At 67.5% G+C, this 21,981-nt stretch carries 22 protein-coding genes and 1 pseudogene; 11 read left to right on the forward strand and 12 right to left on the reverse strand.

What is annotated here, in order from left to right; translation table 11 throughout:
- Nucleotides 1–17: 17 nt before the first annotated feature.
- Nucleotides 18–1,013, reverse strand: coding sequence for a polyprenyl synthetase family protein (locus tag AC1DOP_RS04805; RefSeq protein WP_442122177.1), 996 nt, complete (start codon nt 1,011–1,013; stop codon nt 18–20).
- A gap of 168 nt (nt 1,014–1,181) precedes the next feature.
- Between AC1DOP_RS04805 and AC1DOP_RS04810 the strand changes: the two genes are divergently transcribed.
- The 3 genes from AC1DOP_RS04810 to AC1DOP_RS04820 are packed head-to-tail and all read left to right on the forward strand — an operon-like array spanning nt 1,182 to nt 4,932.
- Nucleotides 1,182–1,586, forward strand: coding sequence for a hypothetical protein (locus AC1DOP_RS04810; protein WP_442122176.1), 405 nt, complete (start codon nt 1,182–1,184; stop codon nt 1,584–1,586).
- A complete protein-coding gene (gene ggt / locus AC1DOP_RS04815) occupies nt 1,583–3,340 on the forward strand; it encodes a gamma-glutamyltransferase (RefSeq protein WP_477250079.1) in 1,758 nt (585 codons plus the stop codon). The genes AC1DOP_RS04810 and ggt overlap by 4 nt, the downstream gene beginning before the upstream one ends.
- Nucleotides 3,341–3,351: 11 nt before the next feature.
- Nucleotides 3,352–4,932 (forward strand): DUF4139 domain-containing protein, encoded by a 1,581-nt coding sequence (locus AC1DOP_RS04820; RefSeq protein WP_477250081.1) that lies wholly within the window; start codon nt 3,352–3,354, stop codon nt 4,930–4,932.
- A gap of 10 nt (nt 4,933–4,942) precedes the next feature.
- Here AC1DOP_RS04820 and AC1DOP_RS04825 read toward each other — a convergent pair whose 3' ends face one another.
- The 8 genes from AC1DOP_RS04825 to AC1DOP_RS04860 all read right to left on the reverse strand — a co-directional run bounded on the left by AC1DOP_RS04825 (nt 4,943) and on the right by AC1DOP_RS04860 (nt 12,461).
- The gene (locus AC1DOP_RS04825; protein ID WP_477250083.1) at nt 4,943–6,382 is read right to left on the reverse strand and encodes a hypothetical protein; all 1,440 of its coding nucleotides are present in this window, start codon (nt 6,380–6,382) and stop codon (nt 4,943–4,945) included.
- Complete coding sequence (locus tag AC1DOP_RS04830) at nt 6,379–7,809, reverse strand: hypothetical protein (protein ID WP_477250085.1); 1,431 nt, start codon at nt 7,807–7,809, stop codon at nt 6,379–6,381. The genes AC1DOP_RS04825 and AC1DOP_RS04830 overlap by 4 nt, the downstream gene beginning before the upstream one ends.
- A gap of 2 nt (nt 7,810–7,811) precedes the next feature.
- Nucleotides 7,812–8,690 carry an ABC transporter ATP-binding protein gene (locus AC1DOP_RS04835; protein WP_477250087.1) on the reverse strand — a complete coding sequence of 293 codons (879 nt, stop codon included), beginning with the start codon at nt 8,688–8,690 and terminating at the stop codon, nt 7,812–7,814.
- A complete protein-coding gene (locus tag AC1DOP_RS04840) occupies nt 8,687–9,079 on the reverse strand; it encodes a GntR family transcriptional regulator (protein ID WP_442122170.1) in 393 nt (130 codons plus the stop codon). The genes AC1DOP_RS04835 and AC1DOP_RS04840 overlap by 4 nt, the downstream gene beginning before the upstream one ends.
- Before the next feature lie 255 nt (nt 9,080–9,334).
- Complete coding sequence (locus AC1DOP_RS04845; RefSeq protein ID WP_442122169.1) at nt 9,335–9,919, reverse strand: TerD family protein; 585 nt, start codon at nt 9,917–9,919, stop codon at nt 9,335–9,337.
- Nucleotides 9,920–9,953: 34 nt separating this feature from the next.
- Entirely contained in the window at nt 9,954–10,652 is a 699-nt protein-coding gene (locus tag AC1DOP_RS04850; protein WP_442122168.1) for a TIGR00266 family protein, read from the reverse strand.
- Nucleotides 10,653–10,723: 71 nt separating this feature from the next.
- On the reverse strand, nt 10,724–11,299 hold the full coding sequence (locus tag AC1DOP_RS04855; RefSeq protein ID WP_442122167.1) for a TerD family protein: 576 nt from the start codon (nt 11,297–11,299) through the stop codon (nt 10,724–10,726).
- Between the two features lie 91 nt (nt 11,300–11,390).
- Nucleotides 11,391–12,461, reverse strand: coding sequence for a DUF475 domain-containing protein (locus tag AC1DOP_RS04860; protein ID WP_477250091.1), 1,071 nt, complete (start codon nt 12,459–12,461; stop codon nt 11,391–11,393).
- 123 nt (nt 12,462–12,584) lie between these two features.
- Between AC1DOP_RS04860 and nhaR the strand changes: the two genes are divergently transcribed.
- The 8 genes from nhaR (at nt 12,585) to AC1DOP_RS04900 (ending at nt 20,233) form a co-directional block, all read left to right on the forward strand.
- Nucleotides 12,585–13,490 carry a transcriptional activator NhaR gene (gene nhaR / locus AC1DOP_RS04865; protein ID WP_442122165.1) on the forward strand — a complete coding sequence of 302 codons (906 nt, stop codon included), beginning with the start codon at nt 12,585–12,587 and terminating at the stop codon, nt 13,488–13,490.
- 56 nt (nt 13,491–13,546) lie between these two features.
- Nucleotides 13,547–14,899, forward strand: a complete 1,353-nt coding sequence (locus AC1DOP_RS04870) for a hemolysin family protein (protein WP_477250093.1) — start codon at nt 13,547–13,549, stop codon at nt 14,897–14,899.
- A 70-nt stretch (nt 14,900–14,969) separates the two neighbouring features.
- Complete coding sequence (locus AC1DOP_RS04875; protein WP_442122163.1) at nt 14,970–15,443, forward strand: hypothetical protein; 474 nt, start codon at nt 14,970–14,972, stop codon at nt 15,441–15,443.
- A 120-nt stretch (nt 15,444–15,563) separates the two neighbouring features.
- Nucleotides 15,564–16,643 (forward strand): DUF5694 domain-containing protein, encoded by a 1,080-nt coding sequence (locus AC1DOP_RS04880; protein WP_442122162.1) that lies wholly within the window; start codon nt 15,564–15,566, stop codon nt 16,641–16,643.
- Between the two features lie 100 nt (nt 16,644–16,743).
- Nucleotides 16,744–17,244 carry a nuclear transport factor 2 family protein gene (locus tag AC1DOP_RS04885; protein ID WP_477250096.1) on the forward strand — a complete coding sequence of 167 codons (501 nt, stop codon included), beginning with the start codon at nt 16,744–16,746 and terminating at the stop codon, nt 17,242–17,244.
- Between the two features lie 42 nt (nt 17,245–17,286).
- Entirely contained in the window at nt 17,287–18,321 is a 1,035-nt protein-coding gene (locus AC1DOP_RS04890) for a sensor histidine kinase (RefSeq protein WP_442122160.1), read from the forward strand.
- Nucleotides 18,318–19,070, forward strand: coding sequence for a LytR/AlgR family response regulator transcription factor (locus AC1DOP_RS04895; RefSeq protein ID WP_442122159.1), 753 nt, complete (start codon nt 18,318–18,320; stop codon nt 19,068–19,070). Before AC1DOP_RS04890 ends, AC1DOP_RS04895 begins: the two co-directional genes overlap by 4 nt.
- A complete protein-coding gene (locus tag AC1DOP_RS04900) occupies nt 19,070–20,233 on the forward strand; it encodes an acyltransferase family protein (RefSeq protein ID WP_477250099.1) in 1,164 nt (387 codons plus the stop codon). The genes AC1DOP_RS04895 and AC1DOP_RS04900 overlap by 1 nt, the downstream gene beginning before the upstream one ends.
- Before the next feature lie 12 nt (nt 20,234–20,245).
- Here AC1DOP_RS04900 and AC1DOP_RS04905 read toward each other — a convergent pair whose 3' ends face one another.
- The 3 genes and pseudogenes from AC1DOP_RS04905 to AC1DOP_RS04915 form a co-directional block, all read right to left on the reverse strand.
- A complete protein-coding gene (locus AC1DOP_RS04905; RefSeq protein ID WP_442122157.1) occupies nt 20,246–21,139 on the reverse strand; it encodes a class I SAM-dependent methyltransferase in 894 nt (297 codons plus the stop codon).
- 218 nt (nt 21,140–21,357) lie between these two features.
- A pseudogene (locus tag AC1DOP_RS04910) lies at nt 21,358–21,807 on the reverse strand (IS1595 family transposase); the annotation flags it as partial.
- A complete protein-coding gene (locus tag AC1DOP_RS04915; protein ID WP_442122156.1) occupies nt 21,767–21,946 on the reverse strand; it encodes a hypothetical protein in 180 nt (59 codons plus the stop codon). The gene AC1DOP_RS04915 and the pseudogene AC1DOP_RS04910, both read right to left, overlap by 41 nt.
- Nucleotides 21,947–21,981 lie beyond the last annotated feature (35 nt).

Below are 21,981 nucleotides of genomic sequence, written 5' to 3' on the forward strand. Positions count from 1 at the left end.
CGCCTTCCCGTCCGCGCTCAGTGGCGCGCCAGGCTCGTCCTGGCGCCGGCCGCATGCGGGTGCGTGCCGGTACCGGGGAAGCGGACGCCTTCGTGGGTCTGCGCGAACAGGCCGGCGACGAAGCGGCGGGTATGGCCCTGTTCGCCCAGCGCCGCGCTCAGGTGGCGCTCGGCGTCGAACAGGTGGCCGTTCAGGCGGCGCCGCGCTTCCTCCTTGCCCAGGGTGTTGATGAGGGTGGCCTTGCCGATGTCCTGGCCGACGTCCTTGCCGGTGACGGCGCTGTCGTTGCCGGGGCCGTCCTGGAAATCGTCGCGGATCTGGAAGGCATGGCCGGCCGCCAGCGCGAAGGCGCGCAGCGAGGCCGCCACGCAGTCGTCGGTCTCGGCGATGATGGCGGCCATGTCGACCGCCACGCCCAGCAGCACGCCGGTCTTGAGCTCATAGGTAGCGGCGATGTCGGCCGCGGTGTGCCGGCGGCCGCGCAGGTCGAGAAACTGGCCCTTCACCAGGCCCTGGTCGCCGATCGTCTCCGACAGCCTGGCGACCAGGCGGGCGCGGATCGCGGCAGGGATCTCGCGCGCCGAGGCGACGATGCCGAAGGCGCGGCTGAGCAGGCCGATGGCGGCCAGGATGGCGACGTCTTCGCCGAACTGCACGTGGATGGTGGGCCTGCCGCGGCGGAGCATGGCATTGTCCATGCACGGCATGTCGTCGAGGATCAGCGAGGCCGCGTGCACCATCTCGACCGCGCAGGCGACGTCGACCAGGGCCTTCGACTCGCAGCCGAGGTCGTGCGCGACCAGCAGCAGCAGCAGCGGCCGCATGCGCTTGCCGGCGCCGAGCGCGCCGGCGCGCATCGCCTGCGTGAGCAGGTCGGCCTGGTCCGGGCTCTGCGCCAGGTGGTGGCCGATGCGTTCTTCCAGCTGCCGGCGCAGCAGCGCGAGTTCGTCAGGCGAGACCCCGTCCAGTTCTTTCATGCCGAGCCCGCCGAACCGCCGTGCCTGTGTCTTCATTCGCACCCCTGCCAGATTTGATGAAATTGAGTTTCATGATACCGGAAACATATTAAAAAATAGCCAACTGAATCCAAGCGTGCGCGACCTTCGCGCAACACGAGAGTGCCCTGCCCAGGCTGGCAACTTTGCTATGATTGGCTTTCCGCAAATAACCGGAAGGTCCCGATGAAGTGGCTGAAGTGGCCGACGTATCTCGCTCCGCTCGTTCTCCTTGGCCTGGCAGGCTGCGCCGGCGCGCCGCTCAAGGACGGCACCTATCCGCTACAGCCACACCAGCGCGTGGCCCTGTCCGGCGACACCACCCTGACCTATGACAGCTTCAGCGACAGCCGCTGCCCGGCCAACGCGCGCTGCATCTGGGCCGGCCGGCTGAGCTTCCAGTTCGTGCTGGAAGGCCCGGACGGCCGCGAAGAATTCTCCCTCGGTCCGGACCAGCTGAGCGCCACGCCGACATCGCTTCACGGCGCACGCGTGGCGCTCGATCCGGCCAGCATCCCGCCCGCGCGCAACGCCGCCGCGACGCGCCCCGGCTACGTCATCCCCGTCACGCTCAAGGTAAGCACGCCATGACCACTTCCGCGAAAGCGCTCGCCAGCGCACTGATCCTGTCAATCATCCTCGCGCCGCCGCTGGCGCTGGCCAGGACGCCGGTCGCCACCGGCACCGGGGGCGCGGTCGCCACCATCAGCGAAAAGGCCTCGGCATCGGCGCTCGCCATCCTGAACAAGGGCGGCAACGCGATCGACGCCGCCGTCGCCGCCGCCGCCACGCTGGGCGTGACCGACCCGTTCAGCTGCGGCATCGGCGGCGGCGGCTTCATGGTCATCTACCTGGCCAGGGACAAGCGCGTGATCACCCTCGACCACCGCGAGACCGCGCCCGCCTCCTTCGGCCCGGGCGTGTTCCAGGAAAACGGCAAGCCTGTCGATTTCGAGACGGCGGTCGCCAGCGGCGCCGCGGTCGGCGTACCGGGCACCGTGCGCGGCTGGCACGAAGCCCTGCAGCGCTACGGCACCATGTCCTTCAAACAGGTGCTGGCGCCAGCCATCGACGTGGCCACCAGGGGCTTTCCCGTCAGTGAAACTTTTCATAAATTGACGGCCGAAAATGAAAGAAAATTTCAGCTATTCACGACCACCAGCCGGCTCTACCTGAGGGACGGCAAGGCGGTGCCCACCGGCACCATCCTGAAGAATCCGGACATGGCCAAGGCCTACCGCGAGATCGCCGCGCGCGGCTACAAGGCCTTCTACGAGGGTCCGATGGCGAAGGCGATCGTCGACGCCGTGAACCGTCCGCCGCTGGCCAAGGGCGCCTCCGTACGTCCCGGCACGATGTCGCTGGCCGACCTGGCCAACTACGAGGCGCGCATCCGCCAGCCGATACGCTCGACCTACCGCGGCTACGACGTCTACGGCATGCCGCCGCCCAGCAGCGGCGGGGTGGCGGTGGCCGAGGCCCTCAACATCCTCGAAGGCTTCGACCTGAAGGGCATGCCGCGTCCGAACGTCGAGCACCTGTACCTGGAAGCCAGCCGCCTGGCCTTCGCCGACCGCAACGCCTACCTGGCCGACCCGGAATACGTCGACGCCCCGATCGAGGGCATGCTGGCCAAGCAGTTCGCGGCCCAGCGCCGCTCGCTGATCCGTCCCGACAAGGCGGCCGGCGTGGTCCCGGCCGGCGACGCCTTCCTGTACGAGAACGACCAGAGCTTCCCGCTGCGCCCGCAGCAGAAGCTGATCCAGGAAGGCACGCACACGACCCACCTGACGGTGTCGGACAAGGAGGGCAATGTGGTCGCCTACACCTTCACCATCGAATCCTGGGGCGGCAGCGGCATCGTGGTGCCGGGCTACGGCTTCCTGCTGAATAACGAGATGACGGACTTCGATTTCACCGGCCCGGCGCCGAACATCCCGGAAGCCGGCAAGCGTCCGCGCAGCAGCATGGCGCCGACCATCGTCATGAAGGACGGCAAACCGGCCTTCACCATCGGCAGCCCGGGCGGCGCGACCATCATCACCACCGTGCTGCAGACCATGGTCAACCACATCGACCTCGGCATGCCGATGGACCAGGCGATCGACGCGCCGCGCCTGTCGCAGCGCAACGCGAAGGAGACCTCGGTGGAGCCGGGCTTCATCGGCACGCCGCAGGCGAAGGCGCTGGAAAGCTTCGGCCACAAATGGGAAACCAGCCCGCCACCGGAAGAGATCGGCGCGGCGAATGCGATCGTGTTCAATCCGGATGGGACCGTGACGGCGGTGAGCGAAGGCCACCGGCATGGGGTCGGTACGGCGCTGGTGCAGAAGCGCGGGCACTGAAAGGAAAATACATGACAAGCAAACAGGGATGGACGATCGCGCTCGCGCTGTGCGCCGCGTCCGCATCGGCTACCGAAGCCCCCATCCAGAACGTGACCCTGTATCCCGGCAGCGCGACGGTCGAACGCGCCGTCGAGGTGGCGCCGGGCATGACCCAGGTCGAGATCACCGGCCTGCTGGCCAACTTCGATACCGGCACCATGCGCCTGCAGGCCAGTCCCGGCATCCAGGTCGGCCAGGTGCTCACCCGCGACCGCTCCAGCGCCGACAGCCCCAGCCCGCGCCAGGCCGATCTCGAAGCGAAGATCCTGGCCCTGCAGGACCAGATCGCCGCCATCGACGTCGATACCAAGGCGTCGCAGACGGCCCAGAACTATCTCGAGCACCTGGGCGGCGGCGGCGAAGGCACGGCCCGTGCGCCGGCCGATCCGAAGACCCTGCTGGCCACCGTCGACGCCATCCGCAGGGGCAGCGGCGAGGCGCTCGAGCGCGTGCGCAGCGGCGAGATCAGGAAGCGCGCCCTGGCCAGGCAGCTCGACGCCCTCAAGCGCGAACTCGGCACGGTCCAGGCCGGCACGCGCGCCGGCCGCACCATCACGGTCCACCTGGCGGCCCGGCAGGCGGGCAAGCTGCTGCTGTCCTACCAGGTGAACCGCGCGGGCTGGAAGCCGGCCTACCGCGCCTCGCTGGATTCGAACGCGTCCGCGGTCGAGCTGGAGCGGATGGCGACGATCTCGCAGAAGACCGGCGAAGACTGGAGCAAGGTCAAGTTGCGCCTGTCGACCGGGCAGCCGAACCTGTCGGTGCAGGCGCCGAACCCCTCTTCCTGGCTGCTGACTTACCAGCCGCCGGCGCAGCAGGCAGCCGTGTTCTACAGGGCGCCGCCGCCGCCCGCACCGGCGCCGATGGCGCTGGCGCGGGCAAGCGCCGCGGAAGCCGACGATTACGTCGCGCCGGTACTGGAAACCCAGGGCAGCTTCAGCACCGAGTACGAAGTGCCGGCACGGGTCGACCTGGCCGCCGACGGCCGCGAGATCTCGGTGGGCCTGACGAAACAGTCCCTGCAGGTCAGGCAGCGCGTGATGGTGGCGCCGCGCAGCGGCACGACCGCGGTGGTGAGCGCCGAGGCGGCAAGGCCGGACGGTGTGTGGCTGGCCGGCCAGGTACAGCTGCAGCGCGACGGTTCCTACGTCGGCGTGACGCGCTGGGATCCGCAGTCCGGCGAGCGCTTCCAGTTCGGCTTCGGCCCCGATCCGCTGGTGCGGGTCACGGTCGAGAACCGCAACCAGAAGTCGGGCCAGGCCGGCTTCTTCAAGCGCGACAACCAGCGGCGCATCGACGACAGCTTCACGGTGACGAGCTTCCACCGCCAGCCCATCGACATCCTGGTGCTCGAAGCGACGCCGGTCAGCGAGTCGGACAAGGTGACCGTGAAGGTCGCGCTGAATCCCGAGCCGAGCATCAGGGAGTGGGAGCACCGGCGTGGCCTGGTCGGCTGGGAAAAGACCCTGAAGCCGAACGAGACCGCGCGCTTCGACGTCGACTACGTCATCGACTATCCGCAGGAAGGCTACGTGCAGGGTTTGCGCTAGGCCCGCCGGTTCAGCCGATCCGGCCCGCCGGGAAGGCCGGCGGGCCGGACAACATCATGCGCCAGCCGCGGCGCAGCTGCCAGGCGCCGGCGGCAACGGCGATGACCGCCACCCAGGCCCAGACGTCAGTACCGCTGAACCTGGCCAGGCCCAGCGCGATGACCAGTTCGAGCACCGCCTGCAGGCCGGCCTGCAGGGCCAGCGGCACGTTCCAGCCGCCCTCGCCCGCGAAATCGCCCAGCAGCCCCATCAGCGCCACCTGGCTGGCGAGCACGCACAGCGCCCCCTGGCGCAGCACGGCCTCGCGCTCGCCGCCGACCATGGCGGTGACCAGCAGGACCACCGCCGACAGCATCAGCCAGTTGCGCAGCGCGGTCCGCAGCAGCTGGACGGCCAGGCGGCGGTTCAGCTGCGCGGCCTCGCCCGCCAGCGGCGTCAGGCGCAGCAGCGACTGTTCGCCGGTGGTCTTGCGGATCTGCTGGCTGAATGCGGCCGTGCTGAACACGATCACGATGGTCAGCGCGGCCAGGCCCGCGCCCATCGGGCCGCCGACGAACTCGCGCAGCGCATCCCCGCCCCGCCATCCCAGCAGCAGGCGCACGGCGGCGCCGAACAGCAGCATGCCGCCCATGCCGGCGATCCAGGCGCTCCAGTGCGCCAGCGGTCCCAGCGCATGCATCAGCAGCACGCCCGGCTGCGGCCGGCGCAGGGCGCGGCGCAGCATGAGCGGATAGATGCGGGCAGTAGTCCAGCGGCTCAGGCGGCCGCCTTCACCGGGGTTCGCCAGGCCGCGCCGCTCCAGGCGCTGGGCGCTCTTGACCTGCTCGCCGCGGCGCGCCAGGTGGCGGTCGCCGGCGGCCGGATACAGGGTGCGCAGCGCCCACACACCCATCGGCAGCAGCAGCACGCTCAAGGTCACCAGCCCGGCATTGCTGCCGGCGGCGTCCACCACCGCGGGCGGCAGCACGTGGCGCGACAAGGTCTGCCAGTTGATCCCGACGAGGAACAGCGGCGCCGCCTCGGTCCGTCCGGCGCGCGTGAGCGCAAGCCCGATCAGGCTGATGCCGACCACCGGCAGCGCCGCCCACTGGCCCATCGCCGCGGTCACGCCGGCGGTGACCAATACCCAGCTGCCGACCGCCATCTGTTGCAGGCGGCGGCGCTGGCGCGGCACCAGCCGGGCATTCGCGGGCGAATTCAGCAGGATGGAGCCGGGCACGAACAGCATCATCCAGATCATCCCCAGCCAGAACCCGGCCACCCCGAGCACTACGCGCAGCAGTTCCAGCGGTCCCGCCTTGTGCGACAGCATGGCCAACCCGGCGCCGATGAGGCCGAGGCTTGCGCCGGCCAGCGCCAGCCAGTTCAAGAGCATCATGGTCCGCTCGTCGCGCTGGATGGTCGTCACGCGCCAGATGCGGCGGAAATCCTGGATGGCGGCGGCGCTCATTGCCTGCCCTCCCCGACGCTGTCTTCCATGCGCGCCACCGGAAAGGCCGGCGGCGCGGCCAGCATCCTGCGGCGCGACCCGATCAGCAGGGCTATAGCGCCGATCACGCTGACCGGCACCAGCCAGGCCCAGATGCTCCCGCCCAGTTGGGCCAGGCACCACGCCGCGCCCAGGTTGGCGCCGGCCTGCAATGCCAGCACCGGAAGGCGCCACCAGGCGAAGGACGGCAGCCCGCGGGCGAAATCGCCCAGCAGCCAGGCCGCAGCCAGCTGGCCGCCCAGGCAGCCCAGGCCGAGCTGGCGCAGCAGGCGCCCCGCATCGGCGCCGGCCACCCAGGCCAGCAGCAGGATCAGGGCCGTCACCATGCCCCAGCTGACCAGGGCGCTCTTCATCATCCCTGCCGCCAGGCGGCGGTTCAGCAGCGCGGCATTGCCGGCCAGCGGCGTCAGGCGCAGCAGGGCCTGTTCGCCGCGGGTCCTGCGCAGCTGCTGGGCGAAGTGGGCCGTGCTGGCGACGGCCATCACGGTGGCGGTGGAGAGGGCGACGTCCATGCCTTCCTTGAAACCTTGCGACGGCCCGCCTGACGTCAGCAGCGCGATCGCCAGTGCGATCAGCAGGACAATGGCCGCGCCCGGAATCCAGACGCTCCAGTGTCCCGCAGGGCCCAGCACATGCATCAGCAGGGCGTCCGGCCTGCCGCTGCGGCAGTCGCGCTGCAGCGCCGGAATATAGGCGAAGCGGCTGATCGGGGACGGGGCCGGACTGCTGACCGCGCCGGCGCCGCGGCTTTCGAAACGGGCCAGGCCGGCCACGACCTGCTCGCGGCCGTCCAGGTGGCGGTCGCCGCCGGCCGGGTAGAGCCGCGCCAGGCTCCACACCGCGGCCAGGACCAGGGCAACGCTCTCCAGCACCAGGCCGCGCGTGCCGACGATGGCGTGCAGCAGCGCCGGCGGCATATGCGCGGAAAGGAAAGGCCATATCGTTGCCAGCAGTACCAGTACGGCGGCCGAGCGGATGCCCGCGCGCTGCAGCATCACGCCCAGCGTATAGATGGCCAACAGGGGAAAGGCGGCCCAGGTGCCGAAGGCCAGCGTCACCCCGAGGGTCATGAACAGCCAGCCGGCCATGGCCATCTGGCGCAGGCGCCGGCGCTGGCGCGGCACCAGCCGGGCATTGGGCGCGGAATTCATCAGCACCGACGCCGGCAGGAAGTAGATCATCCACACGAGCCCGAACCAGCCCACCAGCACGAAGACTTCCATGTGCCAGAAGCGGTCGCGCCCGAGCACCCCGGCGAGCCTGGCCATGCCGGCCGCAAGCGCCAGGAACAGCGCGATCCTGCCTATCCATTCGACCTGGCGCGGATCGCGCCGGGTCGTGGTCGCCGTCCAGATGCGGCGGTAATCCTGCCATGCGGTGGCATTCATGCTCAGCCCTCGCGCGTCATTTCGATGAACAGGTCTTCGAGGCTCAGCGTCTCGATGCGCACGCCCGGCTTGGCCGCCAGCTGGGCGAGCTGCGCGTAGTCCGCCTGTACGATCACGCTGGTCAGCGGGCCTTCGTAGCTGCGCCGCAGTTCCCCTTGCAGGCGGCCCGCCGGCAGCGCATGCGGCGCCGCGACCACCCTGCGCGCGCCTTCCAGCAAGGCGTCGGTCTGGCCCTGCAGGGCGATCCGTCCATCCTTCAGGAAGGCAAGGTCGAAGGCCACGCGTTCGAGGTCGGACAGGATGTGGGTCGAGAACACCACCGTGGTGCCGCGCTCGATCACCTGGTCGACCAGTTCGCGCAGGAAGTCGCGCCGGCCGACCGGGTCGAGGGCCGATACCGGCTCGTCGAGGATCAGGAGGTCCGGATCGTGGGCCAGCGCGCGGATGATGGACAGGCGTTGCTGCTCGCCGCCCGAGAGCTTCTTGATCGGGCTGTTGCGCTTGTACGGGTCGAAGCCCCAGCGCGACAGCAGACCCTCGACCTTGCCCTTGTTCCAGCGCGGGTACATGGCCTGGAAATACTCCAGCATCTGCAGCGGCGTGAGCCAGTCGAACAGGTCGGACTTCTGCGGCACGTAGCCGATGCGGGCGCGGGCGCCGTCGGACAGCGCGGCCGCATCCTCGCCGAACATGCTCACGGTGCCGCCGTCGACTTCGCGCAGGCCGAGCATGCACTCGAGCAGGGTCGACTTGCCGGCGCCGTTGCGGCCCAGCAGGCCGATGACCTGGCCGGGCGCGACCTGCCAGTCGAGGCGGTCGAGCACCTGGCGGGCGCCGAAATGTTTGGTGACGGAGGACATCTGGACCAGCGGCGCGTTCATTTTGCTTCCTTCAGGATGGTTTCGAACAAAGTCAGGACGGTGTCGGGGTCGAGCTCGAGCTGGCGCGCCTCGATGGCGGCGCGCTCGAGCGCGGGGCGCAGCAGTTCGGCGCGGTCGGCGGGCCTGGCGGGCGCGAAGTCGGCGACCACCATGCCGAGCCCGCGCCGGCGCGTCAGCACCCCGTCCATCTCCAGCAGGTTGTAGGCCTTGGAGACGGTCATGGGATTCAGGGCCAGGCTCGATGCGATCTCGCGGACCGAGGGCATGCCGTCGCCCGGCTTGAGCTGGCCGGCGGCGGCCAGGCGGCGCACCTGCTCGACGAGCTGGCGGTAGATCGGTTCGGACGAGCCGGTCGCGATCGAGAACAGGTTGGCGGTGTGGTCGGTCATGCTGTCTAGTGTATTAATTGAGTAATACAGTAATACTGACTTATTTATGCAGTCAAGAAAAATATTGTCTTGTTAGAAAGTGTGAGTATTCAGCGCGATCCGGCGCCCAATGCGGGTGGCCTGAGGGAGGCGTAGCCGCAAAAAAGACGGCTCCACGAAGGAGCCGTAAAAGAACCCGGACGCCAAGCCGTCCGGGCCGGGATCGCGCAGACGGAGACAACATCCGCGCGGGGAACTACTGGAAACGTGTTGCGATTACAGGTGCGGCGTCATCAGCGGCATCAGGTCGTCGAAGGTGCGGCCGCTACCGTTCTCGCCGATCGCGTGCATCTTCCACTCGCCGTTGTGGCGGTACAGCTTGGCCATGATCTGGGCCGTGTGCGAGCCCTGCACCGACAGGTCGTAACGCGCGATTTCCTTGCCGCTGTTGGTGTCGAAGATGCGGCAGAACGCGTTCTCGACGGTCGAGAAGTTCTGGCCGGTGAAGCTGTTCACCGTGAACATCAGCGACTTCACCTGCGGCGGTACGCTGCGCAGGTCGACGATGATCTGCTCGTCGTCGCCGTCGCCGGCGCCGGTGCGGTTGTCGCCGGTGTGGACGATGCTGCCGTCACGGCTCTTGAGCTGGCGGAACCAGACCACGTCGACCGGGTGGTTGTTCTCGTCGAACATCACGACCGAGGCGTCGAGGTCGATCGCCTCGCCCTTGCCGCCGCCGAAGCCGAAGAAGCCCTTGCTCTTGGCGACGTCCCAGCCCAGGCCCATCGTCACGCGCGACAGCGCGCCGCCGGCTTCCTTCTCCAGCGAGATCTTCTGCCCTTTTTGCAGGTTGACTGCCATGTCGATACTCCTTTTGTTGAGTGAGTGAGTCCGCTCAGCGCGCCGGTGCCTGCATCCAGGCCTTGAAGGCGGCGCGGTTGCGCGAACAGACGTAAATCTTGCCGCGACCGGAGAAGCGCAGGACGATGCCTTCGCCGCTGGTCTGGCTGTTGATCAGGTTGCCCAGGAAGCCGCCACTGGTACCGGTCGTGATCGAGACTTCGTAGCGCAGGGTGGAATCCCAGGCGACGACGTGCGAGTTGTCGATGATCGCGTCCTTGCCCGGTTCGACCTCCAGCATGCTCATCGAACCGAAGCCCGACACCACCACCTGGCCGCTGCCCTGCGTCTCGGTGACGAAGAAGCCGCCGCTGCCCGCGAACAGGGCGTTGCCCAGGCTCTGGGTGCGCACCTTCAGGTCCACGCCCGAGCTGGCGGCGACGAAGGCGCCGTCGCTGATGATGTACTGGCCGCCCGGGCCGCAGTCGACGATCTGCATCGCGCCCGGCAGGGTCGGCGACAGCAGGCAATCGCCGTCGCCGCGCGCCGCTTCGATGTGCTGCTGGAAGAAGGACTCGCCGTTGGCGAAGGTGCGCATCAGCGCGCTGCCCAGGCCACCGCGCATCTTGCCCTTGAGGTCGAGCGTCGATTCCATCATCACCATCGCGTCGGATTCGCAGTAGATGGTTTCGCCCTGGCGCATGGACACGTGCAGGAAGGGATCGACGTCACCGGTAACAGTAAATTTTGGCATGCTTGGCTTCCTTTTATTGTGGGTGATGACCGCCCCGCCCGCGGACTCGGGAGGGCGGCGGTACTGCGTGCTTAGACGGCCACGCCGTAGTTCTTGGCGAGGGGGCCGAGGCCGCCGTTGAAGCCCTGGCCGACCGCGCGGAACTTCCAGTCCGCGCCGTTACGATACACCTCGCCGAAAATCATGGCCGTCTCGGTCGAGCTGTCCTCGGACAGGTCGTAGCGGGCGATCTCGCTGTTGTTGCCTGCATTGACGCAGCGGACGAAGGCCTTGCCGACCATGCCGAAGTTCTGGCGGCGCGCTTCGCCGTCGTGGATGGTCACGGCCACCACAACGCGATCGACGTCGGCCGGCACCCTGGACAGGTCGATGGTGACGGATTCGTCGTCGCCTTCGCCTTCGCCGGTGCGGTTGTCGCCCGAGTGCACGACCGAGCCGTCGGCCGACTTCAGGTTGTTGTAGAAGATGAAGTCGGCATCCGAGCGCACCTTGCCCGACTGGTTCAGCAGGAACACGACGCCATCCAGGTCGAACGCGGCGCCATCGGTGGCGCGCGTGTCCCAGCCCAGGCCGACCTTCATGCTGACCAGGCCCGGCGCTTCTTTCGACAGGTTGACGTTACCGCCTTTTTGCAGACTGATTGCCATGTTGACTCTCCTTGTTTTGGTTGAACACCCTTGGTACTTCATGCCGCGAACTGGTGTTCTGCCGTTCGCCGCAGGTTCTTTGCGGGCTGTGTTACTTCACTTCAGCCAATTCCTTGTGGCCCACGCCCATCGCTTCCATACGCTTGCGGTAGCGGATCGAGCTCCACACCGAGGCGCCGATGAAGGCCACGCCAGCCAGGCCGGTCACCAGCTCGGGCACATGGAACTTCATGCTTGCGAGCATGATCAGCGCCAGGATGCCGATCGCGTAGTGGGCGCCGTGCTCCAGGAAGACGAACTGGTCGAGCGTGCCCTTGTCCACCAGGTAGACGGTCAGCGAACGCACGAACATCGCACCGATCGCCAGGCCCAGCATGATGATCACGACGTCGTTGGTGATCGCGAAGGCGCCGATCACGCCGTCGAAGCTGAACGATGCATCCAGCACTTCCAGGTACAGGAAGCCGCCGATACCGCCGCGCTTAACCATGTCGCCGACCTCGCCGCCGCCCTCTTCCGACTTCTCCAGCAGGTTGCTGAGCACGTCGACGCCGACGTAGATCAGGATGCCCCACAGGCCCGACTCCAGCACCACCAGCTTCTGGCCTTCCGCCACGAAGGACAGGCTGGCCATCAGGGCGCCGATCGCCACCATCACCGAGATCGAGGACACCTTGCCGAGCGCGCCGAGTTTCTCTTCGAAGTGGCCCAGCCAGTGGTGTTCCTTCTCGTCGTCGAACAGGAAGTTCAGGAAGACCAGCAGCAGGAACATGCCGCCGAAGGCCGCCACTTCCGCGTGGTGGTTGGTCAGGTGCATCGAGTACTCTTTCGGGTTCTCCAGCGCCATCGTCCACACATCGGCCATGCCGAGGTCGGCCGCCACCGCCACGATCACCAGCGGGAACAGCAGGCGCATGCCGAACACGGCGATGATGATGCCGACGCCCAGGAACAGCTTCTTCCAGAACTCGTCCCAGGTCTTGAGGACCGAGGCGTTGACCACCGCGTTATCGAAGGACAGCGAGACTTCCATCACGGCCAGGATCGCGGCGATACCCACCGCGGTCAGCGCCGTCGGCCAGCCGCCATGCGTGTAGCCCCACCATCCGGACGCCGCCAGACAAAGCGCGGTGACAATGAATGACACCCTGAAATGCTTCATGTTGTTCTACCCCTTGGCTTGTATTGTTGTTGACAAGGCGCAGTGTAGAGGGGTGCAACAAAAGGAAAAAGCGAAGATAATGGGAGAATTACTTCGATAAAACCTGAGCACAGGGGCCCATCCATGAAAAACGACCTGAATTTCCGCCACCTGTACTACTTCTGGGTGGTCGCCAAGGAAGGCGGCATCACGCGCGCCGCCGAGCGCCTCGGCCTGGCGGTGCAGACCGTCAGTTCGCAGCTGACCCTGCTGGAGCAATCGATGGGCAAGGCCTTGTTCTCGCAGCAGGGCCGGCGCCTGGTGCTGACCGAGGCCGGCCGCGTGGCGATGAATTATGCGGACCAGATCTTCCTGCTCGGCACCCAGATGCAGGAAGCCGTGAACGAAGCCGACAGCGGCCGCATCCGCCTGTCGGTCGGCATCTCGGATTCGCTGCCCAAGCTGTCCGCCTACCGCATGCTGGAAAGCGCGATGCGCATCGACAAGAAGGTGCGCGTGGTCTGCTACGAAGACCAGTTCGAGGCCCTGCTGGCCGAACTCGCCCTGCACAAGCTGGACGTGGTGCTGACCGACCGCGAAGTGCAGCCGGGCAGCGCATTGAAGGTGTTCAGCCACCAGCTGTTCGAGAGCGAGATGCTGGTGGTGGGCACGCCGGAGCTGGCCGCCAGGTATGGCAAGGATTTCCCGGGGAATCTGAATGGCGCGCCCTTCCTGCTGCCGACGCGTAATAATGCCCTGCGCAGCAAGATCGACGAATGGCTGCTGCAGGTCAATGTGAAACCGGATGTGGTCGGCGAGTTCGAGGACAACGCCCTGCTCAACACCTTCGGACGGCGCGGCCTGGGCCTGTTCTTCGCGCCGGCGGCGCTGGCGGCCGAGATCGAAGAACAGTTCGGCGCGGTGCATGTGGGCGCCGTGCCCGGCGTGCGCGAGCAGTTCTATGTGATTTCGAACGAACGCAAGATCAAGCATCCGGCGGTCGAGGCCATCCTGGCCGCCGCGCAAAAAGCCTTGCCGGCCGCCGCCTGAATCCGGAACTGGGCTGTACAATGCATCGGCTTGCTTCTTGATCAACTTACATTTGTATGGAAAATATTTTATTGGTCGTTCTGGCGTTGCTGCTGGTGGCGCTGAACGGCTTCTTCGTGGCGGCCGAGTTCGGCATCGTCACTCTCCGCAAGACCCGCGTGCGGGCGATCGCGAAAAACGGCGGCCTGCAAGGCCGCATCCTCTACAAGGTCCATAGCCAGCTCGACGCCTACCTGTCGGCCTGCCAGCTCGGCATCACCCTCGCTTCGCTGGGCCTGGGCTGGGTCGGCGAACCGGCTTTTGCCCGCCTGCTGGAGCCGGTCTTCGCCTTTCTCGGCGTCACCAGCCCGCAAGTGATCCACGGCGTCTCCTTCGTGATCGCCTTCGGCGTGATCTCCTTCCTGCACATCGTGGTCGGCGAGCTGGCGCCGAAGTCGCTGGCGATCCGCCTTCCGGAAGCGGTCGGCCTGTGGAGCGCGATCCCGCTGTACGGCTTCTACTGGGCGATGTACCCGGCGATCTGGGTGCTCAATGCCAGCGCCAACATGGTGCTGCGCGTCGCCGGCCTGTCCGGCGCCGGCAGCCACGAGACGCATTATTCGAACGACGAATTGAAGATGATCCTGCGTACCAACACCAGTACGACGGGAGAAAAGGAAAAGTTCACCCACGACGAACGCCACATCCTGGCGCAGTCGCTGGAATTCGGCGAGCACTCGGTGTCCGACCTGATGCGCCCGATTAACGAGGTCAGCGCCCTCTACGCCAGCCGCTCGCTCGAGCAGAACCTCGACACGATGCGCCGCAACCGCTTCTCGCGCTACCCCTGGTTCGACAAGGACGGCGAAGAAGTGCTGGGCGTGATCCACCTGAAGGACCTGTTCTTCGCCGAGCAGGCCGGCAAGGACGTCACCGACCTGACGGAGTACCTGCGCCCCGTCGAGACCTTCTCGGCGCGCACTCCCGCCATCGAACTGTTCCGCCGTTTCCGCACCGGCGCGCCCCACTTCGCCCTGATCGGCGAAAAAGGCAAGCGCCCGGTCGGCTTCATCACGCTGGACAACCTGCTGGGCGCCATCGTCGGCGAGATCCGCGACGAATTCCGCCTCAACGAGAACGACTGGATCCGCCAGGCCGACGGTACCTTCATCGGCAAGGCCAGCCTGCCGATCGTCTCGCTCGAGCGCGTGCTCGGCATCGACATCGACAACGAAGCCATGGGCCTGGACGAGGTGGAATCGGTGGGCGGCCTGCTGATGGCCAAGCTGGGCGACATTCCCAAGCAGGGCCAGCGCATCGAGTTCCCGCGCTTCGACGTGGTGGTCAAGAAGACCAGCGGCCCGCGCATCCTGCTGGTCAAGGTTATCCCGCGCCTGGAGCGGGGTGCGGACGAGGACGAGCTGGACTGAAGCCATGGATGACATACGGCGGTAACACTTGCCCTATAGCATCATCCGACACCGGCTTCGAAAGTTCACCATGTCCCCTGTCATCTATGCAAAGACAGCGAAAGGCAGGAGCGAGGTCGCGCAGCGCTGCCTGGGCCTGAACAGCAGGCAGCGGACCGTGCTGATCATGCTCGACGGCCGCAAGCCCTGCGCTTCCCTCACCGGCCTGATTCCCGCCCGGCAGCTCGACACTATCGTCGGCGAGCTGCTGGCGATGGAGCTGATCGGTCCCTGCACCTCCACATCGGCCGCCGTACCGGCGCCGCAGCCGCCTGTCATGTCCCCCGAGCTGGCGCAGTTGAAGACCGAGATGGTGAAGACGGCCGAAGCCTGTCTCGGCCTGATGGCGGCCGAAGTCGTGCGGCGCATCGAACGGGCCGGCGACCGGCACGAACTGCTGGGCGTGGTCGGACACTGGCATATGGCGCTGCAGGCATCCAGGCACGGCCGGGACAGCGCCCTGGAACATGTCGAGCGCGTCAGGGCCAGCCTGGCCGGCATGTAGAGGACGCAGTTGCAGGGCTCCCTCGCCGTTCATACCATCGAATATGCGGCCCGTCGCATGACGGACGCCCGGACGTCCGCGCCGGCCTACAGTGGCGTCTCTGATCAAGGGAGACATCGTATGCTGCGACGAATGACCGGCCTGCTGGCCGCCACCCTGCTGTGCGCCGCCGGCGCCTACGCACAGGAACCGGCGAAGATCTTCGACCCGGGCGCACTCAAGGGCCCGGCCAGGGGCCGGCCGAACGAGGTGATGGTGCTGGGCACGGCCCACCTGTCGGGCCTGAAGGACCCGTTCAGGCCCGCCAGCCTGAAGCTGCTGAACGACAGGCTGGCCGGCTGGAAGCCGCAGATCGTCGCGATCGAGGCGCTGTCCGGCATGCAGTGCGATTACGCGCGCCGCTTCCCGCACCGCTACAAGGACACCGTGGCCGATTACTGCTGGGACCCTGCCCCGGCGCGCGCCTCGACCGGCCTCGACGTCCCGGCAGCGTCCGCCGAAGCCGAGCGGCTGCTGGCACATTGGCCCGCCGCGCCGACGCCGGCGCAGCGCCGCCATCTCGCCGCCGTATTCCTGGCCGGCGGCGAACGCGCCTCGGCGCTGGTACAGTGGCTGCGCCTGCCGGAAGCCGAGCGCCGCGCCGGCGACGGCCTCGATGCGCAACTCGTCGCCCTGCTCGACGAACTGCGCGCAAAGCGCAACGAGAACACCCTGATCGCGGCGCCGGTGGCGGCCGCGCTGGGCCTGGAGCGCATCGTCGCGATGGACGACCATACCTCGGACGTGATGATCGAGGACGAGAAAGGCTTCGCCGCCGCCATCCGCAAGGCCTGGGACAATCCCGCCTCCGCCCGGCGCAGGAAGATGGAGGAGGCTTACCAGCCCAGGCTCGGCGATCCCGAGGGCGTGCTGGCGATGTACCGCTCCCTCAACGATCCCTCCCAGGCCAGGCTGGCCTTCGACGGCGACTTCGGCGCCGCGCTCGAAGAAGGCTCTCCGCAGCAGTTCGGCCGCCACTACGTCGGTTCCTGGGAGACCCGCAACCTGCGCATGGCTTCGAACATCCGCGAGGCCATCGCGGCGCGGCCTGGCAGCCGCACCCTGGTCATCGTCGGCGCCTCGCACAAGGGCTACCTGGAGGCTTACCTGAACCAGATGCACGACGTGCGGATCGTCGACGCGCTGCAGGTGCTGCGCTAGCGCCCACCGTTCACCGCAAGCCATGCACGGGTCGGCGCATTGCGCTGGACCGCCGGCCCGGCAATGTCCAGCATGGGAGCTTTCCAACTCAGGAGTTCCCATGCGCGCCTTCCTCTTCCCCCTCCTCATCGTCCTGTCCTGCCTGGCCGCGCCGGCACGGGCCGCCGACACCGCCGGCAAGGGCGACCACCAGGCCGACGTCGCGGCGATCCAGAAGATCGTCGAGCAGTTCAAGGCCGCCATCATCGCCCATGACGGCCAGACCCTCGGCAGCCTGTTCCTGCAGGACCACGACAGCTGGCTGTCGGTCGCCGACGAGCAGACCTGGGCCGCGGTCAAGGCGCGCCACCCGGACGCGCGCAAGGTCGTTCCCGACAGCTGGAAGAAGTTCGCCGAGTTCGTGCAGACTGCGCCCAAGCCGGTCGAGGAACGCTTCTACAACGTGCGCATCGACACCAACGGCGCGGTCGCGTCGGTCTGGTTCGATTTCGACTTCCTGGTCGACGGCAAAGTGACCAACCGCGGCAGCGAGAGCTGGCAATTGGTGCGTGCCGAAGACGGCTGGAAGATCAGCTCGATGCTGTTCTCGATCGGCCGTTAAGACGCTAGAATTGCCGGATTGTCATCTGCCCGAAGGCCGCCCGTGAAAGTAGAAACGCCGCTGCTCGTTCCCGTGCTCGCCGCCCTGCCGGTGTGCGCCTGCATGGCCATCCTCGGGCTGCCGTCCTTCGGCCACGGCTATTCCGCCGCCTTCCGCACGCTGTTCTTCGTCGCCTGCCTGGGATGGCTGGTGCCGCTGGCGCTGCTGCAGCGCGCCTTGTGGCGCCGCGAATGGCGCTGGCTGCCGACGGCGCTGGTACTGCTGGGCGCCAGCTATGCGATGTCGATCGTGAACGCCCTGCTCGGCCAGCGCCTCGCGATCGGCCTGGGACTGGAGAGCGCCTACCAGTGGCGCGAGCTGGCCCGGGGCCTGGATGGCTGCTGGCTGGCCCTGATCTCCTTCTGCGCAGTGCACGCGGTGGCGGTGTACTACCTGTCGCTGCAGCGCGCCGAGCTGCACCTGGCGCAGGCCCGGGCGGCCGCGCGCGACGCCGAGCTGCGCGCGCTGCGCCTCCAGGTCAATCCCCATTTCCTGTTCAACTCCCTGAACGCGATCTCCGCGCTGGTCTCGAACCAGTCCAACCGCGAAGCCAACCGCATGCTCGCCTGCGTCTCCGACTTCCTGCGCGCCACGCTGGCCCACGACGGCCGCCACGAGCATTCGCTGGCCGAGGAGCTGGCGCTGCTCGACGCCTATCTGGAAATCGAAAAGGCCCGCCTCGGCGAGCGCCTGTGCCTGACCATGAAGGCCGGGCCGGACCTGCTGGACAGCGCCGTGCCCTACCTGATGCTGCAGCCGCTGGTGGAGAACGCGATCCGCCACGGCATCGCGCCGCTTAGCACGCCCGGCCGCCTCGACGTCCGCGTCGGCCGCGAAGGCGCGCGCCTGCTGGTCGAGGTGCATAACGACGGATGCAAGCCGGCGCAGGCGGGCAGCGGCGGCATCGGCCTGGCGAACGTGGCGCAGCGCCTGCGCCACCTGTACGGCGACGCCCAGCGGGTCGATGCCGGCTGGGGCGAGGACGGCCGTTTCGGCGTGCGCATCGCCCTGCCCCTGCGTGCGGTGGCGGCGGCATGAGCGCGCCGATGCGGGTCGTGATCGTCGACGACGAGCCGCTCGCGCGGCTGGCGGTCAAGGTGAGGCTGGCACGCCGCGGGGAGTTCGAACTGGCCGCGGAATACGGCGACGGCGACAGCGCCGCCGCCGGCATCGCGGTGCTGCGGCCGGACCTGGTGTTCATCGACGTCCAGATGCCCGGCAGGAGCGGCATCGAGGTGCTGGCCTCGCTGCCGCCGCAGCATCGTCCGATGGCGATCCTGCTGACCGCCTGGGACAGCTTCGCCGTGCAGGCCTTCGACCTGGCGGCCATCGACTACCTGCTGAAACCGGTCGACGACGATCGCCTGGACGAAGCCCTGGACCGCGCCCTGCGCGCCTGGCCCTACCGCCGCCACGAAGCCGCTGCGGCGCCGGCGCAGTGGCTGCGCAGCTTCACGGTCCGCAGCGGCACGCGCACCGTGCTGGTCCCGGCCGGCGACGTCGAACGCATCGAAGCCGACGGCGACTACGCCACCCTGCATGCGGAAGGCAAGAGCTGGCTGGTGCGCGAGCGCCTGCACACCCTGGCCATGCAGCTCGATCCGCGCGTCTTCCAGCGCATCCACCGCTCGACCATCGTGCGGCTCGACATGATCGCCGAGCTGCGCGCCCTTACCAACCGCGACGCCCTGCTGCGCCTGCGCGACGGCAGCCTGCTGCGCGCCAGCCGCACCTATATGCCGGCGCTCGCGGATGCACTCGATCACTTCAACAAGAAAATCGCCTGATGCACACACCTGCCGGAACACCCCGCCTCGCGGGCCTGGACACCTTGCGCGCGCTCGCCATCGCCATGGTATTGATGTCCCACTACAACGGCTTCGTCGCCCGCGGCTCCATCTTCGGCTTCATCGGTGAAGTCGGCTGGGCCGGCGTCGACCTCTTCTTCGTCCTGAGCGGCTACCTGATCGGCAACCAGCTGCTGGCGCCGGCCGCGCGCGGCGAAAGCGTACAGCTGAAGACCTTCGTCGCGCGCCGCCTGCTGCGCACCCTGCCGAACTACTACGTGGTGCTGGCCGTCTACCTGCTGCTGCCGCACAGCCCGATCTGGGGCAAGACCATGGCGCCGGTCTGGCGCTTCCTCAGCTTCACGCAGAACTTCGGCCTGCGCTACGGCGAGACCTTCACTCACTCATGGTCGCTGTGCATCGAGGAGCAGTTCTACCTGGTGCTGCCGCTGGTGGTGATGGCGCTGGTAGGCACGCGGCGCTCGCCGCGCCTGCTGTGGTGCGCGCTGGTCGCCGCCATCGGTGCCGGGATCGGCACGCGCGGGATCAACTTCCTGAACGGCCAGGAGGCGTTCTCGGCGCCGGCCTACTACTCGACCTTCGCCCGCTTCGACGAACTGCTGCCCGGCGTGGCCATCGCCATGCTGAAGAATTTCCACCCCGGGCTGTTCGAGCGCCTCCTGAAGCATGGGAACGCCCTGCTGGCGGCCGGCATCGGCATGGCGGCGGCGGTGCTGTACGGCGTGCGCTACGACGCGCCGAACCCGGGCCTGACATCGACCTTCGGCTTTTCGCTGGTGGCCTTCAGCTTCGCCCTGCTGACCTGCGCGGCGCTCAGCCCGCGCTGCATCCTGAACCGCCTGCGCATTCCCGGCGCCGGCAGCCTGGCGCTGTGGTCCTACGCGGTCTACCTGGTGCACAAGCCGGTGTTCATGGCGCTGCGGCCGGTGCTGGAAAACCGGGGCATCGACCCTGCCGCGCCGCTGACCGTCGCGGCGGTGATGGCGGCCGGGGTGTTCGGCGGCTGGCTCCTGTACCGGCTGGTCGAGACGCCCTTCATGCGGCTGCGGGCGCGCTGGTATCCGGCCCAGGCCTTCAGCGCACCCGTGAACGGCACAAGCCGCACCGCGGACGCGGCCCATCCAGGTGCCGTCATGCGGTAGGCGGGACTGCCTTCAATGCAGGGCTTGTCCGGCCACGCCCTGCGCCTGCCTGGCCGCCAGGACCACGGTATGGCCATGCTCCAGGGCCGGCTGTTCGCGCGCGACGCGCTGGGCCAGGAAGTCGCGCAGCTGCGTATTCTGCAGCAGCTTGCCGATGAGGCGATAGCGCAGGCTGCTGTCGATCAGGCGGGTGGAGGCCATGCCGCGCCGGACAAAATAATGGTAGGCCAGGGTGTGGCTCTGCCAGTCGCGGTGGAAGGCGGCGACCGGCTCGTGCCAGAGCGCCGCCACTTCCAGCCCTTCCCGCTTCGCCAGGCTGACCAGGGCGCGGTCGGTCCAGCGCAGCACGTGGTGGGGCGGCATGTTCAGCGGCGCGTTCGCCGCCAGCGCAAGAAAACTGTCTTCGGCCGGGACGGCCAGGATCAGCATGCCGCCCGGCGCCAGGGACTCGACGCAGGCATGCACGAAGGTGTCCGGACTCGGCACGTGTTCCAGCACCTGGAAGCTGCACACGACGTCGTAGGCGCGCGGATGCTCGGCCGCGTGCTGTTCGACCGATTGCTTGCGGACGTCGAGGCCGGCCTCCCTGGCCTTGCGCACCGCCTCGTCATTGAATTCCAGGCCAACATAGCGCGTCGATGCCGGCAAGAAGGAACGGAAAGCGCCCTTCCCGCAGCCCACTTCGAGCACGCGCTGCTTGTCGCCCACGAATTGGCGGGCATAGTCGTATTCGGGTTTCTCGTCCTGGTAATACCAGTCGAATTTCTGTAATTGCTCGTAGAAGCTGTCGTCGCCGGCGCAGGAGGGAGAAAAGAAAACCAGGTCGCAGGCGTCGCATTTCAATCTCGAAATTTCCGGCGTGGTCTCGACATAGGCGCCGACATCGATGCCGCGACTGCGGTACAAGCGCGCCAGTTCGGCGGTCGCTATGCTGTCAATAACGCGAACGTCTGGTGCGCCACAACCAGGGCAGTGCGGGTTTTCGATTGCCATCGCAGCCTCCCACGGGAGAATTTCGATGGATATTACATGATCTGAATTTGGCTTCAGTTCTGATTGGATTAGGCGTCGCTTTTCCCGCACTTTATGCGATACGCATAGAAAACCTATTGGCGCTGTTTGCATTAAGTGTTGAATCTGCCCAGCGCCGCTCTCAAAAAGGCACCGGGGCTGGCAATGCGCTGCCCATCCAGCGCCCAGCGCCAGCCGAAGTAGTGGCCCAGGTATCGGCTCGCGACGCCGCGGAAAGGCAGCAGCCAGGTTCGCATCCGGCTGTGATAGGCGTTGACGTTTTGTATGTGCAGCGCACCGCGCTTTCGTTCGCCGGCGCTCGCGTTGATGGCCTCATGTGAAATCCCGACCTCCCGCGCGAATGCCGGGTAGGCCGCATGGCTATCGGTCACCARCAGCACGTCGCGCGCCAGGCGCGGCCCCAGGTGTTGCAACAGTTGCCGCTTGCTCACGCTGCCCTTGCCGGTCACGGCGTCGATGGTCTGGCCGCTGCGATCGCGCGCCACCAGGATGCACATTTGTTCACTCGAGATCCCGCGCTTTGTCGCCTTGCCGCCGCGCTTTCATGCCGGGCTGCTCGACGATCTTGAGTACGCGGTCGAGGCCGGTCGCCGAGTGCAGCAGGTCGAGCAGGCGGTCGCGCTGGCGCCGCGTTAGAGAGGACAGGCGTTGCAGGAACTGTTCGAACTGCCGTGCTTGCATGGGGCCTCCGTCAACGGTTCAGGTCGACATTGGAC

It is taken from the genome of Massilia sp. 01N410 (genome assembly GCF_056399665.1).

Bases quoted from the DNA above. Each gene is read 5' to 3' on its own strand.
- AC1DOP_RS04850 (WP_442122168.1), bottom strand. From the start codon at position 10,652: ATGCCAAAATTTACTGTTACCGGTGACGTCGATCCCTTCCTGCACGTG.
- nhaR (WP_442122165.1), top strand. From the start codon at position 12,585: ATGAAAAACGACCTGAATTTCCGCCACCTGTACTACTTCTGGGTGGTC.
- AC1DOP_RS04880 (WP_442122162.1), top strand. From the start codon at position 15,564: ATGCTGCGACGAATGACCGGCCTGCTGGCCGCCACCCTGCTGTGCGCC.
- AC1DOP_RS04900 (WP_477250099.1), top strand. From the start codon at position 19,070: ATGCACACACCTGCCGGAACACCCCGCCTCGCGGGCCTGGACACCTTG.
- AC1DOP_RS04885 (WP_477250096.1), top strand. From the start codon at position 16,744: ATGCGCGCCTTCCTCTTCCCCCTCCTCATCGTCCTGTCCTGCCTGGCC.
- AC1DOP_RS04835 (WP_477250087.1), bottom strand. From the start codon at position 8,690: ATGAACGCGCCGCTGGTCCAGATGTCCTCCGTCACCAAACATTTCGGC.
- AC1DOP_RS04805 (WP_442122177.1), bottom strand. From the start codon at position 1,013: ATGAAGACACAGGCACGGCGGTTCGGCGGGCTCGGCATGAAAGAACTG.
- AC1DOP_RS04860 (WP_477250091.1), bottom strand. From the start codon at position 12,461: ATGAAGCATTTCAGGGTGTCATTCATTGTCACCGCGCTTTGTCTGGCG.
- AC1DOP_RS04875 (WP_442122163.1), top strand. From the start codon at position 14,970: ATGTCCCCTGTCATCTATGCAAAGACAGCGAAAGGCAGGAGCGAGGTC.
- AC1DOP_RS04870 (WP_477250093.1), top strand. From the start codon at position 13,547: ATGGAAAATATTTTATTGGTCGTTCTGGCGTTGCTGCTGGTGGCGCTG.
- AC1DOP_RS04820 (WP_477250081.1), top strand. From the start codon at position 3,352: ATGACAAGCAAACAGGGATGGACGATCGCGCTCGCGCTGTGCGCCGCG.
- AC1DOP_RS04830 (WP_477250085.1), bottom strand. From the start codon at position 7,809: ATGAATGCCACCGCATGGCAGGATTACCGCCGCATCTGGACGGCGACC.
- AC1DOP_RS04915 (WP_442122156.1), bottom strand. From the start codon at position 21,946: ATGCAAGCACGGCAGTTCGAACAGTTCCTGCAACGCCTGTCCTCTCTA.
- AC1DOP_RS04825 (WP_477250083.1), bottom strand. From the start codon at position 6,382: ATGAGCGCCGCCGCCATCCAGGATTTCCGCCGCATCTGGCGCGTGACG.
- AC1DOP_RS04845 (WP_442122169.1), bottom strand. From the start codon at position 9,919: ATGGCAGTCAACCTGCAAAAAGGGCAGAAGATCTCGCTGGAGAAGGAA.
- ggt (WP_477250079.1), top strand. From the start codon at position 1,583: ATGACCACTTCCGCGAAAGCGCTCGCCAGCGCACTGATCCTGTCAATC.
- AC1DOP_RS04895 (WP_442122159.1), top strand. From the start codon at position 18,318: ATGAGCGCGCCGATGCGGGTCGTGATCGTCGACGACGAGCCGCTCGCG.
- AC1DOP_RS04840 (WP_442122170.1), bottom strand. From the start codon at position 9,079: ATGACCGACCACACCGCCAACCTGTTCTCGATCGCGACCGGCTCGTCC.
- AC1DOP_RS04810 (WP_442122176.1), top strand. From the start codon at position 1,182: ATGAAGTGGCTGAAGTGGCCGACGTATCTCGCTCCGCTCGTTCTCCTT.
- AC1DOP_RS04855 (WP_442122167.1), bottom strand. From the start codon at position 11,299: ATGGCAATCAGTCTGCAAAAAGGCGGTAACGTCAACCTGTCGAAAGAA.